Origin of the sequence: Nonomuraea sp. WAC 01424, assembly GCF_003947315.1 — a bacterium.
In the GTDB taxonomy this organism is placed as follows: domain Bacteria; phylum Actinomycetota; class Actinomycetes; order Streptosporangiales; family Streptosporangiaceae; genus Nonomuraea; species Nonomuraea spiralis.
The window spans coordinates 176,163-189,250 of record NZ_QHHZ01000022.1 but is presented as its reverse complement, the minus strand read 5'-3'; the positions used below and the strand labels follow the sequence as shown (position 1 = coordinate 189,250).

The following is a 13,088-nucleotide window of genomic DNA, read 5'->3' as shown; positions in this document are numbered from 1 at the left end:
GGTTCGAAAGGTGTTGTTGCTCACTGCGGAGGTTGGAATGACCGAGGACGTACGTCGTGTGTTCCGAATGGACAACGAGGTCTTGGCGTTCCGGTTCACTGCCACCGTCAGCGATCGAGCCGGCATGGCGCCGCGAGAGCGGCTGACCGACCCTGCACGACTGAAGATGTGGCTGCAGGTGACAGGGCTTGACGTCACGGACGTGTCGCTGACCGATCTGAAGGACGCCGTCGAGCTGCGGGAGGCGATCTACCGAATCGGGTCGGCGATCGCCGCAGGTGAACAGCCCGATTCGAAGGATGTCCGCACTCTCAACACGGTCGCGGCCGCTGGGCACGCGAAGGCCGCGCTCGAACGCGATCTCGCAGGATGGCGCCTGACCGAGACGACGCCTGTCGGCGACGCCTTCGGGGTCCTGGCCACAGATGCCATCCACGTCCTCGGGGGCCCTGACCGCGGCCGCATCAAGAACTGCGAAGGCCCCGGATGCGCGGGGCTCTTTCTTGACACCAGCCGCGGAGCCAACCGCCGTTGGTGTTCCATGAACACCTGCGGCAACAAGGTCAAGAAGGCACGACTCGCCGAGAGCTGACCCAACAGCCGTGATCAGGCCCGGCGCGCGCCCGAATGTAATCTACATTGTAAAGGCGTCGGGCTGGAGCTCATAGAACGTACGCCACTCCAATCAAACGGAACGGGCTTCGCCCGTACTCGCTCACCAAAACCAAGAAGCTGGCGTCGCCTGAGGGGCGCTGAGCAGGCCTCGTCCAGCGGGTCTAGGGAAATCGGTTCACCTGAAGCGGCATGAGCCGCTGGTACCAGCGGCGTCCTAGGGCACCGCAGGCGGTTCTCGTGCCCTGGATGCCGGATTTGGCGCTGCTCGGAACCTTCGTGTCCGCCTCGCGCGTTGATCATCCACACGGGAGGTGGGCATGGATGTGATCCTCGTATGGTTGGCGGTGCTCCTCGGGGCGGTCACCGTCGGCACGGTTCTCGCGGCCGAGGTGGCGCACGTCGGCGCCCGCCTGAGGCTCGGTGGGCTGCGCGACGTCGACCTCGGCCATTACGAGCTCGCCTATCTCGCGGGCGGTCCCGTACGGGTGGCGGACAGCGCGATCGGGCTGCTGGCCAGGGAGGGGGAGATCCGTGTCTCCCGGGGTGGGAAGATCCATCGCGTCTCCACGGCCGTGACGGCGGGATACCCCGTGGAGGAGCGGCTTGTCGCGATCCTCGCCGAGCGCAGGAGTTCGCCGGTCGTCCAGGTCAAGCGGCGCCTGGCCGTGAGTGCGGAGGTCGCCGGGATCAGGGGTCGGCTCGCCGAACTGGGCCTGCTCGTCGACTCTCGGAGTGTGCCCGGCTTCCGTGTCTGCCGCGACGTCCTGAAGCTGATCCCCACGGTCGCGGTCGTCGCCGCCGGGGCCGACGTGATCTACATGATCGTCGCGCAGTCGCCGCCGCTGAGCGTGGCTGCTCTGTTCGGGTTCGGGGGCAGCTGGCTGGTGGCCAGGAAGATCCGGTCTCTGTACGTCAGGAACCGGCCGGTCCGGCTCGGCCGTGCGGGCCGCCACCAGTTGGAGAAGGCGCGCCGGGCGCATCCGTACGGGGCCGAGACCGACGCCGTGGCCGTTCCGCTCGCGCTGTACGGACTGAGCCACCTCGGCGACCCGCAGCTGTCGGCCGAGCTCAGCAAGCGTTCGATCCCGGACGGTCACCTCTACCGGGCCGAGCCCAGCAGCCCGAGCACCCAGTGCGGCTCCGTCGGCTGGACCCCGGACGACAGCGGAAGCGGCACCTGGGACGGAGGGGGCGGCGGCTGGGACGGCGGCGGCGGCTCGGGTGACGGCGGAGGCGGCGGATGCTGACGAGCGGCACGGCACTCCTCCGACCACTCCGGATCCCTCCGATCACGACCCGCCCGCACAGGGCCAGCCACGGCCGCCCCGAGAGGGCGAGCCGCGGCCCGCCCTGATCGGTCCCTGGGGCGCCCTCGAGCTAAAAGGACCTCGCCTTGCCCGGGGAATCGACTGGTGGGAGCTGATCAAGCCGGCACCGGGACGCGGCGGGCACGCCATATCCCGGCGCCAGGACACGACAGCGGCGCGTGGCGAGACGTCGTCGAGCCCGGCTTCAACTTCCGCTGTCAGGATGATGCCGGCCACCTTCGTACGTAGGGGGTTTTGAGCGGTGGTGAGGTCAGCGGTTGAAGTCGCGGGCCGTTACGCTCCCAAGTCCGTTACTCCCGTCCTTCGACAGGTAAACGGTCATCTGCACACGGACGTTCATCAACTGGCGCAGAAGGTCCACTTCACACTCCTTGATCACGACGTGGAGAGTCGTGATCAACCAGGTGAACGAGTGCAGGGGCAGGCGGCCGTCGGCATCGACGATCGGGCCTTCGGCGTCGTCCTCATGGGCGAGCCGCCCTCGGTCTGGGGTGGGGGCGACCTCGAGCGAGCACATGACGATGGCTGGTCGCCTCGCAAGTAACGGGGGGCTGCGGCATCCGGGGCCCTCGTCGGTGATGATCGGTGGGTGGCCACCGTGCTTGCCCTTGCGGGCGGCCTGGTCCAGGCCCCTCCAGGGGTGGTCTCATGGATGTTCTCGCGCTCGGTCTCGGCCATCGCGGAGAAGTAGGCGAACAGCAGCCGGCCTGGGCCGCGACGCGGCCCAGGCGCTTCATCTCGACCACGGTGAGGATGACCCGGCAGTACGGGGCGTGCGCCTTGAACTGCCGGGCCGGCGCGAGCGCCGCCTCGAACTGCGGACGCACCTTCACCCGGGTCGAAATCGCGGCGAAGATCTTCTCGCGATGCGTGCGCGGCCGGGGCGTCCAGCTGTGAATGCAGCTCCTGGGGGAGGGGGGAGCAGCGGGCGTGGCTGATGCGGATGTCGGCGCTCGGCGTATCGGGGGGCGGCGGGGCCGCCGGTGGCATGGCGACCAGGTTAAGGCTGCGGTGTCCGCTGCTGCGATCTCACTCGGGCGGTGAACGCTTCGATGGCGTCGACGAGCGCCTCGAAGCGGACCGAGTGGTACAGGTCGAAGGCGTGGTTGCCGCCGCGCAGCTCGGCGTAGACGACGGGGGAGGCCGACGTACGGCGGAGCTGGTCGGCGAAGTGCCGGGCCTCGGCCACGGGCACCAGCGGGTCCAGATCGCCGTGGGCCACGAGGAACGGCGGCGCGTCCGCGGTGATGTGGGCCAGCGGCGAGGACTCGGGGCCCTGGCCGAAGTAGGTGCCGTACCAGCCGTTCAGGTAGATGACGCCGGTGACGGAGGTGTCGGCGTGCTCGAAGCCCGGCTGGTAGGCGGGGTCGTTGGGGGTGAGCCCGGCCAGGGCCGCCATGTGCCCGCCCGCCGAGCTGCCCGCGACGAACAGCGTCGAGGGGTCGGCGCCGTACTCGTGACCGTGCTCACGCACCCAGGCGATGATCTTCTTGAGGTCGATCAGGTGGTCCGGGTGCTGGGCCTGGGGCCGTAGCCGGTAGTTGGCGCTGACGCAGACCCAGCCCTGGCCGGCCAGGTGGTGGAGCAGGGGGAGCGACTGGCTGTTCTTGTGGCCGCCGGAGTATCCGCCGCCGTGCAGGTGGATCATGACGGGCCCGCCGGACGGGCGCGAGCGGTGGTGGTAGAGGTCGAGCAGGTTGCGGCGACCCGCCTCGCCGTACGACAGATTGGCCACCCGGCGGACGTCCATGCGGCGCTTGAGGATGGGCAGGAACAGGATGCGGGCCCACGGCGGACGACGGCGCAGTCCGGCGGCGAGGTCGGCGTCGATGGCGGCGCGCCAGCCCGCGCCCAGGCCGGCGTCCATCGCGCGCCAGATCCTGGCCCGCTCTCCCAGGCCGCGGCAGGCGATGACCGTGAGCCCGATCGTGGTCACGGCGGCCAGGGCGACGACCGCCCAGCCGCCCGCCGTGTGGATGTCCCCCTCGGCGAACGCCAGCACCGTCGGGGCCAGCAGCAGCCAGAAGAAGGCCGCGAACGGCAGTTCGTTGGCGGCCAGCCCGAAGAAGTAGCTCACCCGGCCGGGCGCGCTCCACCCCGGCAGCGGCCGCAGCGCGAACAGTGTCCCGATCGCGACGAACACCACAGGGATCAGATATCCGACGGGCACCGAACCTCCAAGCCGCACTTCCTTCGAACGCGCCAAGCTTCTCCCACCTGCCCGCCGCGCATCTACGACGGATCCGATAACGTCCTTTAACCCTGAAATGAAGAATTCGGAGGCCCGCTCGTGGAGATGCGAGAGATCGAGATCTTCCTGACGCTGGCCGAGGAGCTGCACTTCAGTCGTACGGCCGAGCGGCTGGGCATCAGCCCCGCCCGCGTCAGCCAATCGATCAAGAAGCAGGAGCGGCGCATCGGCGCCCCCCTGTTCGACCGCACCACCCGAGCGGTCCGCCTCTCCCCGCTCGGCGAGCAGCTGTACCAAGCGCTCAAGAGTGGCCACCGGCAGATCTTGCAGGGGATCGCGACCGCTCAGGCCACCGCCGACGGCACTGCGGGCACACTGACCCTCGGCACGCTCGGCCCGCTCTCCACGCAGATCAAGAACGTTCTCGACCTGTTCCTCGCCCGCCACCCGAACGCCCGGCTCCAGCACCGCGAGATCCAGCCTGCCTCCCCTCTGGACCTGCTGAAGTCGGGCGAGGTGGACGTGGCGCACGTGTGGCTGCCGATCCGCGAGCCCGATCTGACCATCGAACCGACCTCGTTCGCCTCCGACGTGGTGTTGATGGTCTCCGCCGACCATTCCTACGCGGGACGAGACTCCATCTGCCTGGAGGATCTCGGCGACTGCATCGTGGTCGAGGGCCAGTCGATCCCCGCCTGCATGGAGGAGATCTTCAACCCCTACCACACCCCTTCCGGTCGCCCCGTCCGCCGCGGACACAAGGTCACCACCTGGCAGGAGACCCTCAGTGCCGTCGCCTCGGGCCAAGCCGCCGCCGGAGTCACCGCCGAGGCCGCGACCTTCTACCCCTGGCCCAGCCTCGCCTTCGTCCCGATCCGCGACGCCCCGCCGTGCCGGTGGGCCTTCGCCTGGCGTACGGCGAGCGAGACGCCACTCATCCGCGCCTTCGTCCAAGCGGCAGCCGACACCCGGCAACCGGCGGAGTAGCACTCCCGAGGTTTTTGCGGTTTGTCCGGCACGGGCCGGTGTTGTGGTTTGAGTCAGCTGTGGCCCAGAGGAACATGGGGGCACGACCGATCAGCCAAGTAGGCGGGGCTCATCAGCGCTGGGCAGCCCTCGGAAGGTGAGCGGTCACGGGCTCGGCGGGCGCCCCGGACGGGCCCCCACGAAGGAGCCCGTGCGAGATGCGGGCTCAGGACAGGGGCACCTGTAGGGCGCGCCAGGTGGCTACCTTGACGGTCAGCGCGTCAGCCTGGGCGGGCAGGGCATACAGCGACCAGAACTCCTTCGTCTCCCCGGGCTCGAAGTTCATCGCCGACAATGCCACCCCGGAGGTGTTCGTGCATGCGCAGTACGTGCCCGGCTCCTCCCCCTTGGCCACGATCACGCGGGCCGGGCGGTACAGGCGGCGCGCGGCGGGGTCGGTCACCTGGATGTTCGTCGCTGCGTGGTACTTGAAGGCGTTCCAATCGTCGGCCCAGTTGAGGTCGTGGTACCACGCCTTGCCGTCACCCCGGTTGGTGATCGTGTAGCGGAGCAGGCCCAGGTCACCAGGCATCCGGCGGAAGGCCGTCACCTTCAGGTCGAACGGCACCCCCTTCGCGCGCACCGTCGCCGTCGTCCCTTCGCCCTCGGGCAGCGGGGAGGCGGTGGTGCCGGTGGCCGGCACTTCGGCCGGTGCGGGCTTGGCGAACGTGATCGTCACCCGGCGGTTGCGGCGCCGTCCCTCGTCGGAGCTGTTGCTGTACAGCGGGCGGCGGGAGCCGTACCCGTTGGCCTTGAACGTCACCTGGTCGCGCGTGATCAGCTGCGTGAGGGCCTGGCGCACCGCCTCCGCGCGGCGGCGGGACAGCGGTTCGTTGATGGCGTCGGTGCCGGAGGAGTCGGCGTGGCCGTCGACCTCGATCGTCGTGTCCGCGGACGTGTCGATGAGCTTGGCCGCCTTGGCCAGCACCGTGCGGGCGCGCGACGTGAGCGTCGCCTTGTTCAGCGCGAACAGCACGTCGGAGGAGAGGCTGACCTTGAGGTCGGCGCCGTCGTCGGTCGTCTCCTCGGTACGGTCGAGCGACTGCGACGGCGTCTCGATGAGGTGGCTGACGGTCTCGACCTGGGACGCGTCAGCGTCGGGCAGTTGCTGACCGGGTGGTGGCACGGGCGGGTCGTCGCTGATCGGGACGTCGACCATCGGCGGGCCGATGGGTGTGACGATCGTCGTGGTCGCCGGGTTGCCGGACGGCGCGGGCAGCACGGCGTAGACCGTCAGCGACTCGCCGGGATCGATGATCGGTTTGAGATCGTCGCGGTCGGTGTCGCTGCACAGGCATTCGCCGTCGGCGGGTTTGTACGGCATGAGCCACCGGTGGGCCGGGGCGTCGAGCACCGCGATGCCGGAGGGCCAGCGCCACTTGAGCGGCCGCATCGGGTCGGCGAGCGGCGCCTGCCAGTGCAGCGGCTTGTCGGTGCTGGTGGACAGGCGCAACTGCACGATCAGGTGCTTGCCGCCGACGCGGTTGAGCCCGACGAGTTCGGCCTTGTAGTTCGGCTCGACCGTGCCCTGGACGGTGGCCAGCGCGGGTCGGGTGTCCTCGCCGCCGGACGTCGCGCTCGCACTCGCGGAGGGCGAAGGAGCGCTGGTCGAAGGCGCGGAAGGCGGTGCGGTGGTCTCGCTCGCCAAGGGCGCGGGGGGTAGCTGACCACATCCGGCGGCCGTTAAGGCGACGGCGGTCAGGGCCATGATCCGGATACGCATGCCGGGCATTGTGCCATGACCGTATCGATAGCGGTCAGTCAAGGGGCTCGTGGCCGGGAGCGGGGCTGGGCTGGCCGTTCCCGCTTTGGTGGGGGTCCTCGCCCTGCTGGAAGCGGCGCTGACCACGGTCGCCGGCGGCGACCCCCCGGCAGTCCTCGGTCCCGAGCGCGTCAGGATCCCTGGCCACGCGACTTGGCCGGTTACGGGCCCGCCAGGGCGTTGTTGACGGCGGCGACGTAGGCGTGGAAGGCGGCCGTCCGGTGGCTGGGGTTGTCGATCCAGGGCTGGTGGAGCTTGCCGTCTTCGAAGAAGAGTCTGCGTTGTCCCCTGGTGATTTCCAGCTGTACGCCCCTGCCGCGTACGTTGCGGTTGGCGATGTTGCGGTGACTGGTGCCGGTGTAGCGGGGTGGCACGGTCACGGCGACCGCGAATCCGGCGGCTGTCAGCTGGGCCTTCACCCGGTCGGCGAGGTCTCGGTCACGCCCGCCCACGTAGGTGGTGGGTTGCTCGCCGCGGGCGCCGTGCCAGGAGACGGTGGCGGACATCCTTGCCTGCAACGCCAGTGCCCACGGTTCGTCGAAGTGGTTGGAGGTGACGTGCAGGACTCCGTTGGCCGAGCGCTTGAGGCCCTCGAACGCGTAGAAGGCGTGCTGTCCCACGGTGGCGGCCTGGTCGGCGAGTTGCGAGGTGCCGGGCTCGATGCCGCCGCCGTGGATGGCGATGTGCGACACGATCGCCCCGCCGGGCAGGCGCGTCACGCGCCGGTAGTCGGTGCTCTCGTTCTCATGGGCGGCGAGGTCGGCATAGCGGGCGTAGGTGTCGGCCTGGGGCATGTTCAGCTTCAGGGCGAGGGCGAGCATGCGGGTGATGGCAGCCGGCATGGCCTGGCTCCTTGATGTCACGGCCTCCACTTGCCTGAAGACCCCTGAATGCTGGTGTCCACCTATCTTACTTACTGCGCACGTGCGACTACTTTAAGTGGTTGATGGCTGAAGTCGTTCCCGAGGGACTCGCGGCCGAGGTGAGGTGGAGCGCGGCGCGGACGCGTGTGGGGGAGCGGCGGCAGGCACCAGGAAGACGGGCCGCCTGGTCGGTGTGCTCATCCAGCGGGACCGCCTCTGTGCCGATGCGGTCAGCTGTCGCGGCCGTCGTAACGGCCATACCGAACGGAATCTGGCGCGAGCCGCGAACGGAAGAGAACCCGACAAGGCTCGTTTACCAGCAGGAACTCCGTTGACGCCGAATCACGTTCCATCCCCGCGTCATTGACGGATTCCCAACCCTCGCTCTCCACGATGGCCCCCTGCGACTGTGGTCGCAGACGGGCCGCGCAAGGTCGTACCGGGATCGCATACAACTCTCGGCATTGAGCCCGATGTCTGGCTGAGGTCGTTCCGCCACGGTGATCACATGAATGTGACCGTATTCGGCCTGTCCCTCGCAGAGCTCTTGGTCTTGGCGGCCGCCGTCGTGCTGGCGCTGGCCCGCTGGCTGCCGCCCGGCGCGCGCCGACCCTCGACGCTGGCCGGTGGCGCGGTTCTCGCGGTGACCGGGATTGTGCTGGCCGTGCTCGGGATCCGCTGGCAGCTCCTCCTCGTCCTCACAGGTGGGGGCATCGCGCTGGTGTTCGCCGTTCCCTCCCTGCTGAGGTGGCGGCCCGCGCGGCGGGCTCCATGGTGGCTGGCCCTGCCGGGATCGGCGGCATGCCTGGCGCTGATCCTCGCGGGCGCGGCGGCGGCGTGGGCGCTGCCCCTGCCCGTGTTCCCCGAGCCTTCGGGTGCGTACGCCGTCGGCACCACCGTCGTGCAGTGGAGCGACCCCGATCGCCCGGAGATGGCCACGCCCCGGGCCGATGACGTGCGGACGGTCGTCGTCCAGCTCTGGTATCCCGCGCAGAGCGGCCCCCCGGCGGCCCAGCGGGCGTGGTACCTCGGCCGTACGGCGCAGGAAGCGCAGCTCGTCGCCCGCGGCGAGGCCGACTATCTGGGACTTCCGCGCTTCGTACTCGACGAGCCGCCACGCGCCCGCACGCACTCGGCGCCCGATGCCCCGGTGGCCGGGGGAGGCGACCGGTTCCCGCTGGTGCTGTTCTCACCCGGGCTCGGAGGCGTACGGACGCAGAACACCGCCTGGGCCGAGGAACTGGCCAGCCGCGGGTACGTCGTGGCGGCCCTCGACCACCCATACGACTCGGCCGTCGTCACCCTCACCGACGGCCGGACGATCCGTACCCAGGTCGCGGCCACCGGCGACCAGGCGGAGGACAACAGACGCGCGGCCGGGTGGACGGCGGTCAGGGCCGCCGACCTCAGCTTCGTACTCACCCGGCTCGGCCGCCTGGACCGGGGAGAGATCCCGGGCCCGCTGACCGGCCGGCTCGACACCCGCCGCGCCGCGGCGACCGGCCACTCCCTCGGGGGCGCCGCCGCCCTCCAGGCCGCCCGCCAGGACCCCCGGTTCGCAGCCGTCATCGACCTGGACGGCTTCCCCCGCGACCCCGCGCCGCGACCGTTCCACCAGCCCGTGCTCGCGCTCACCCACGACGTCGAACCGGGCGAGGAGCCGGACTACATCCCGCGCCTCACGCAGGTGCTCCAGCTCAGTACGGCGACGGGCTACCGGCTCACCGTCCCCGGCACGGCGCACCTCACCTTCACCGACGCCCCACTCTTCCTGCCGCCCCTGCCCGCGCTCACCGGCTCCCTCGGCCGGTCTGCCGGGCCGCACATCACCGCGGAGGCCACCGCCGCCTTCCTGGACGCCGCACTCCGCGGCAAACCCGGCGACCTGACCGCGGCGTTGTCCAGGTACGGCCACTTGACCGTCCTATAGCGGTTCCAGGGGCTGGGGGATCTCGGCGGCGCTGGGAGTTGGATGCTGTGGTGCGGTGGCGCTAGGACAGGACATAGACGCTTACCGCTGTGAAGGGAATCCAGCCGGCGTCGCCCGGGGCCAGGTAGAAGGGCGCCCCCTTGCAGTCGACCTCGGGGAACAGGATCACCATGGTGTCGGTGTTGTTGTAGGCCCGTACGGCAGAACTGACGGAATGGCATCCCGCGGCGGGGTTTTCGAGAGCGGACCCTCCTCCGTCGGAGGACCACAGGCCCACCCACCCTTGTGCGGCGGATGCGGGGGCGGCGGCGGCGAGTGCGCACCCTGCGGCCAGAGCGGCGACGACGACGGCGGTGAGACGGCGCATGGGACCCTCCTCGTGGCTCGCTGGAGGCTCCCCAAGCAATACCAGAACAAATGGTAATCGTCCCATTACTGTTAGCCACTATCGATTTGGCCATCCGCCGCTACCGACACAAAGCTGACGGGTGGCCGGGGCCCTGAGCTTGTGCAGTTGCAGAACGGCGCTCGCATGCCTGTCGTCACCGCGGAGGGCGACCGGTACGGCGCGTGAGTGCAACGCCTGGCCGGTCTCCGCCCCGATGCGTGTCGCTACGATCCGATGGTGCGCAATGGTGCTTTCCCCGCAGATCGGCTCGCGCGCTGGTCCCTGGTCGGGTTCTGGGTGTGTTCGGCCGTGCATCTCGTCCTGGTGGCCGTGGAGTTGGAGCCATACGACTCGGTGACCAAGGCGTTGCTGATGCCGCTGCTGGCGGCCTGGGCAGCCAGTGCCGGCGGGCCCGCCCTGCTGGTGGCGGCGTTGCTGTTCTCCTGGGGCGGGGACGTGCTGCTGTCCATCGATGGATGGTTCGTCCCCGGGATGATCCTCTTCGGCGCGGCGCACGTCTGCTACATATGGTGTTTCGTCCGTCGGGGCGCTCTGCGGCGACTGCGGCGACGCCCGGTGGTCCCGCTGCTGTACGGCCTGGGATGGGTGGCGGGCATCGCGGTTTTGTGGTCAGGGCTGGGTGCGATGCGACTGCCGGTGATGGCGTACTCGTTGCTGCTGTTCGCGAGCGCGACGGTCGCCTCGACCCGCAACCGCCGTACCGCCTTGGGCGGGCTGCTCTTCCTGCTGTCGGACACTCTCATCGGCGTCAGACTGGGCGGCCTGCCCCTCCTGCCGCTGCACGGTGTGGTCATCATGGGCACCTACGTCACCGCCCAGTACCTTCTGGCCTCCGGCCTCCTGCGCGACACGGAGCACGCACTCGTCGCCGCCCCTCGGTGAGCCGGGCCGTCCGGTTCGCGATGGGCGGTGGAACTGCGGTACGGCGGCGGTGCCGTCTCCGTGACGTCCCATCTGGCCGCAGCGACTCTGATAAATCGCGATTTTCTCCCATTTACCACGTTATTGACCTCTTGTGGTTCATCAACTCAAATGCAGGTGACCCCATACACCACCCCCCAGCTCATAGGGAGCCACCAGTGAGACGCAATGCCGTGTTAGCCCTGGTCACGAGTGCCGTCTGTGTGCTCGTGGCCACTTCGGTCCCCGTCCCGGCGAACGCCTCCAAGGGCGATCCCGCCGACCTCCTGGTGAAGGCCAGGCCCTCCCTGCTTCACAGCTCGCCCAAGGACACGTACGTACGCCAAGGTCTGATCGAAGGGCAGGGCGGCCTGCGCTACACGACCTACACCCGCACGTACGCGGGGCTGCCCGTCTACGGCGGTGACTTCGTCGTGGTCAGCACCGCCACCGGCGAGGTCCTGAGCACGTCCGTCTCCCAGGACAGCGCCCTGGACGTGGCCACCACACCCAGGCTCGGCGCCGCCGACGCGGTCCGGGTGGCCAGGAGCCAGCTGCCCGAGGTCTTCTCGGTCACCACGCCCCGCCTGGTGGTCATGGCCCAAGGACGCGGCCGGCTGGCCTACGAGGTGACCGTCCACGGCACCATCGACGGCAGGCAGAGCAAGCTGCACGTCTTCGTCGACGCACTGACCGGCGCGGTCATCGAGAAGTCCGACGAGGTCAGGGCAGGGCTGGGTAACAGCTACTACAACGGCAACCCGGTCACCATCGGCACCACCGGGACCGGCTCCTCCTTCGCCATGGTGGACCCCGTACGGCGGAGCGTGCGCTGCGGCGGCATGACGGGCGCCGCCTACACCGGGCTCGACGACAACTGGGGCAACGGCACCGGCACCAACCTAGAGACCGCCTGTGTCGACGTGCTCTACGCGATCGACACCGAGTGGGACATGCTCAAGACCTGGCTGGGACGCATCGGCTTCAACGGCGCCGGCGACGGCTACCCCGCCCGCGTCGGCCTGAACGCCGTCAACGCCTACTGGAACGGCAACTACGCCGTCTTCGGCCACACCACCGACAACCTGCGCCAGATCACCGCCATGGACGTCGTGGCGCACGAGTACGGCCACGCCGTCTTCGCCACCACGCCTGGCATCGACCTCGGCGACAACGAGAAGGCCATACTCAACGAGTCCACCGGCGACATCTTCGGCGCCCTGACCGAGCAGTACGCCAACCAGCCCGCCACCCTCGACCCGCCCGACTACACCGTCGGCGAAGAGGTCAACATCGACGGAACCGGGCCGATCCGCTACATGTACAAGCCGTCGGTGATCCCCGGTCACCCCGACTGCTTCAGCAGCGCGGTGCCGTCGATGCCGCCCGATGTCGGGGCCGGGGTCCAGAACCACTGGTTCTACCTCCTGGCCGAAGGCAGCAACCCGACCAACGGCCAGCCGCCCAGCCCGACCTGCGACTCCTCGACCATCGTCGGGCTCGGCGCGCGCAAGGCGGGCCAGATCTACATGGGCACGCTGCTGCGCAAGACCACCAGCTGGCCGCACACCGCGGCCCGCCGAGCCTCGATGCAGGCGGCCCTGGATCTGTTCCCCGGGTCGTGCCTGGAGTACAACACGGTCAAAGCCGCCTGGAACGCCGTCCGTGTGCCTCCTCGCGCCGGCGAGCCGTTCACGTGCGACTTCTCGGTCGGGGTCACCCCTACCGCGGCGACCGTACAGCCGGGCCGGCAGGTGAGCGTCACCGTCACCAGCGCCACCGTCTCGGGCAGCCCTCAGCAGATCGCGCTGCAGGCCAAGGGGCTTCCGGCGGGCATGACGGCCTCGTTCAGCCCGGCGAGCATCACCACCGGCGCCACCTCCACGCTGACCTTCACGGTCGGCGCGACCACGGCGTCCGGGACCTATGCGATCACGGTGCTGGGCGACGGCGTCGCCCTCGACCACACAGCCACCCTCACCCTGACCGTGATGTCCTGAGCCGATGACCCCGCCGCCAGGGTTCCCACCGGGCACCCTGGCGGCGGAGCGATGCACCAGCGAG

General features: G+C 69.6%; 12 protein-coding genes. 7 read left to right on the top strand and 5 right to left on the bottom strand.

The window, feature by feature from the left end:
• Window positions 1–37 precede the first annotated feature (37 nt).
• Window positions 38–592, top strand: a complete 555-nt coding sequence (locus DMB42_RS45285; protein ID WP_125646099.1) for an ABATE domain-containing protein — start codon at window positions 38–40, stop codon at window positions 590–592.
• Between the two features lie 340 nt (window positions 593–932).
• Window positions 933–1,862 (top strand): TIGR04222 domain-containing membrane protein, encoded by a 930-nt coding sequence (locus DMB42_RS45280; protein ID WP_125646097.1) that lies wholly within the window; start codon window positions 933–935, stop codon window positions 1,860–1,862.
• A gap of 331 nt (window positions 1,863–2,193) precedes the next feature.
• On the opposite strand, the gene DMB42_RS53830 is transcribed toward DMB42_RS45280, so the two are convergent.
• On the bottom strand, window positions 2,194–2,460 hold the full coding sequence (locus DMB42_RS53830; protein ID WP_185845204.1) for a hypothetical protein: 267 nt from the start codon (window positions 2,458–2,460) through the stop codon (window positions 2,194–2,196).
• A 131-nt stretch (window positions 2,461–2,591) separates the two neighbouring features.
• Between DMB42_RS53830 and DMB42_RS53825 the strand changes: the two genes are divergently transcribed.
• Entirely contained in the window at window positions 2,592–2,840 is a 249-nt protein-coding gene (locus DMB42_RS53825) for a hypothetical protein (RefSeq protein WP_185845203.1), read from the top strand.
• Window positions 2,841–2,943: 103 nt separating this feature from the next.
• On the opposite strand, the gene DMB42_RS45270 is transcribed toward DMB42_RS53825, so the two are convergent.
• Window positions 2,944–4,113, bottom strand: coding sequence for an alpha/beta hydrolase (locus DMB42_RS45270; protein ID WP_125646095.1), 1,170 nt, complete (start codon window positions 4,111–4,113; stop codon window positions 2,944–2,946).
• Window positions 4,114–4,239: 126 nt separating this feature from the next.
• Here DMB42_RS45270 and DMB42_RS45265 point away from each other — a divergent pair, with 126 nt between their 5' ends.
• Complete coding sequence (locus DMB42_RS45265) at window positions 4,240–5,121, top strand: LysR family transcriptional regulator (protein ID WP_260478324.1); 882 nt, start codon at window positions 4,240–4,242, stop codon at window positions 5,119–5,121.
• A gap of 205 nt (window positions 5,122–5,326) precedes the next feature.
• On the opposite strand, the gene DMB42_RS45260 is transcribed toward DMB42_RS45265, so the two are convergent.
• Entirely contained in the window at window positions 5,327–6,883 is a 1,557-nt protein-coding gene (locus DMB42_RS45260; RefSeq protein WP_185845202.1) for an OmpA family protein, read from the bottom strand.
• 200 nt (window positions 6,884–7,083) lie between these two features.
• A complete protein-coding gene (locus DMB42_RS45255; protein ID WP_125646089.1) occupies window positions 7,084–7,764 on the bottom strand; it encodes a poly-gamma-glutamate hydrolase family protein in 681 nt (226 codons plus the stop codon).
• A gap of 529 nt (window positions 7,765–8,293) precedes the next feature.
• Here DMB42_RS45255 and DMB42_RS45250 point away from each other — a divergent pair.
• On the top strand, window positions 8,294–9,715 hold the full coding sequence (locus tag DMB42_RS45250; RefSeq protein ID WP_125646087.1) for a hypothetical protein: 1,422 nt from the start codon (window positions 8,294–8,296) through the stop codon (window positions 9,713–9,715).
• 61 nt (window positions 9,716–9,776) lie between these two features.
• Here DMB42_RS45250 and DMB42_RS45245 read toward each other — a convergent pair whose 3' ends face one another.
• Window positions 9,777–10,082 (bottom strand): hypothetical protein, encoded by a 306-nt coding sequence (locus DMB42_RS45245; protein WP_125646086.1) that lies wholly within the window; start codon window positions 10,080–10,082, stop codon window positions 9,777–9,779.
• 330 nt (window positions 10,083–10,412) lie between these two features.
• On the opposite strand from DMB42_RS45245, the gene DMB42_RS45240 reads away from it, so the two are divergent.
• On the top strand, window positions 10,413–11,006 hold the full coding sequence (locus DMB42_RS45240) for a lysoplasmalogenase (protein ID WP_185845201.1): 594 nt from the start codon (window positions 10,413–10,415) through the stop codon (window positions 11,004–11,006).
• A gap of 197 nt (window positions 11,007–11,203) precedes the next feature.
• A complete protein-coding gene (locus DMB42_RS45235; RefSeq protein WP_125646082.1) occupies window positions 11,204–13,024 on the top strand; it encodes a M4 family metallopeptidase in 1,821 nt (606 codons plus the stop codon).
• Window positions 13,025–13,088: the final 64 nt, after the last annotated feature.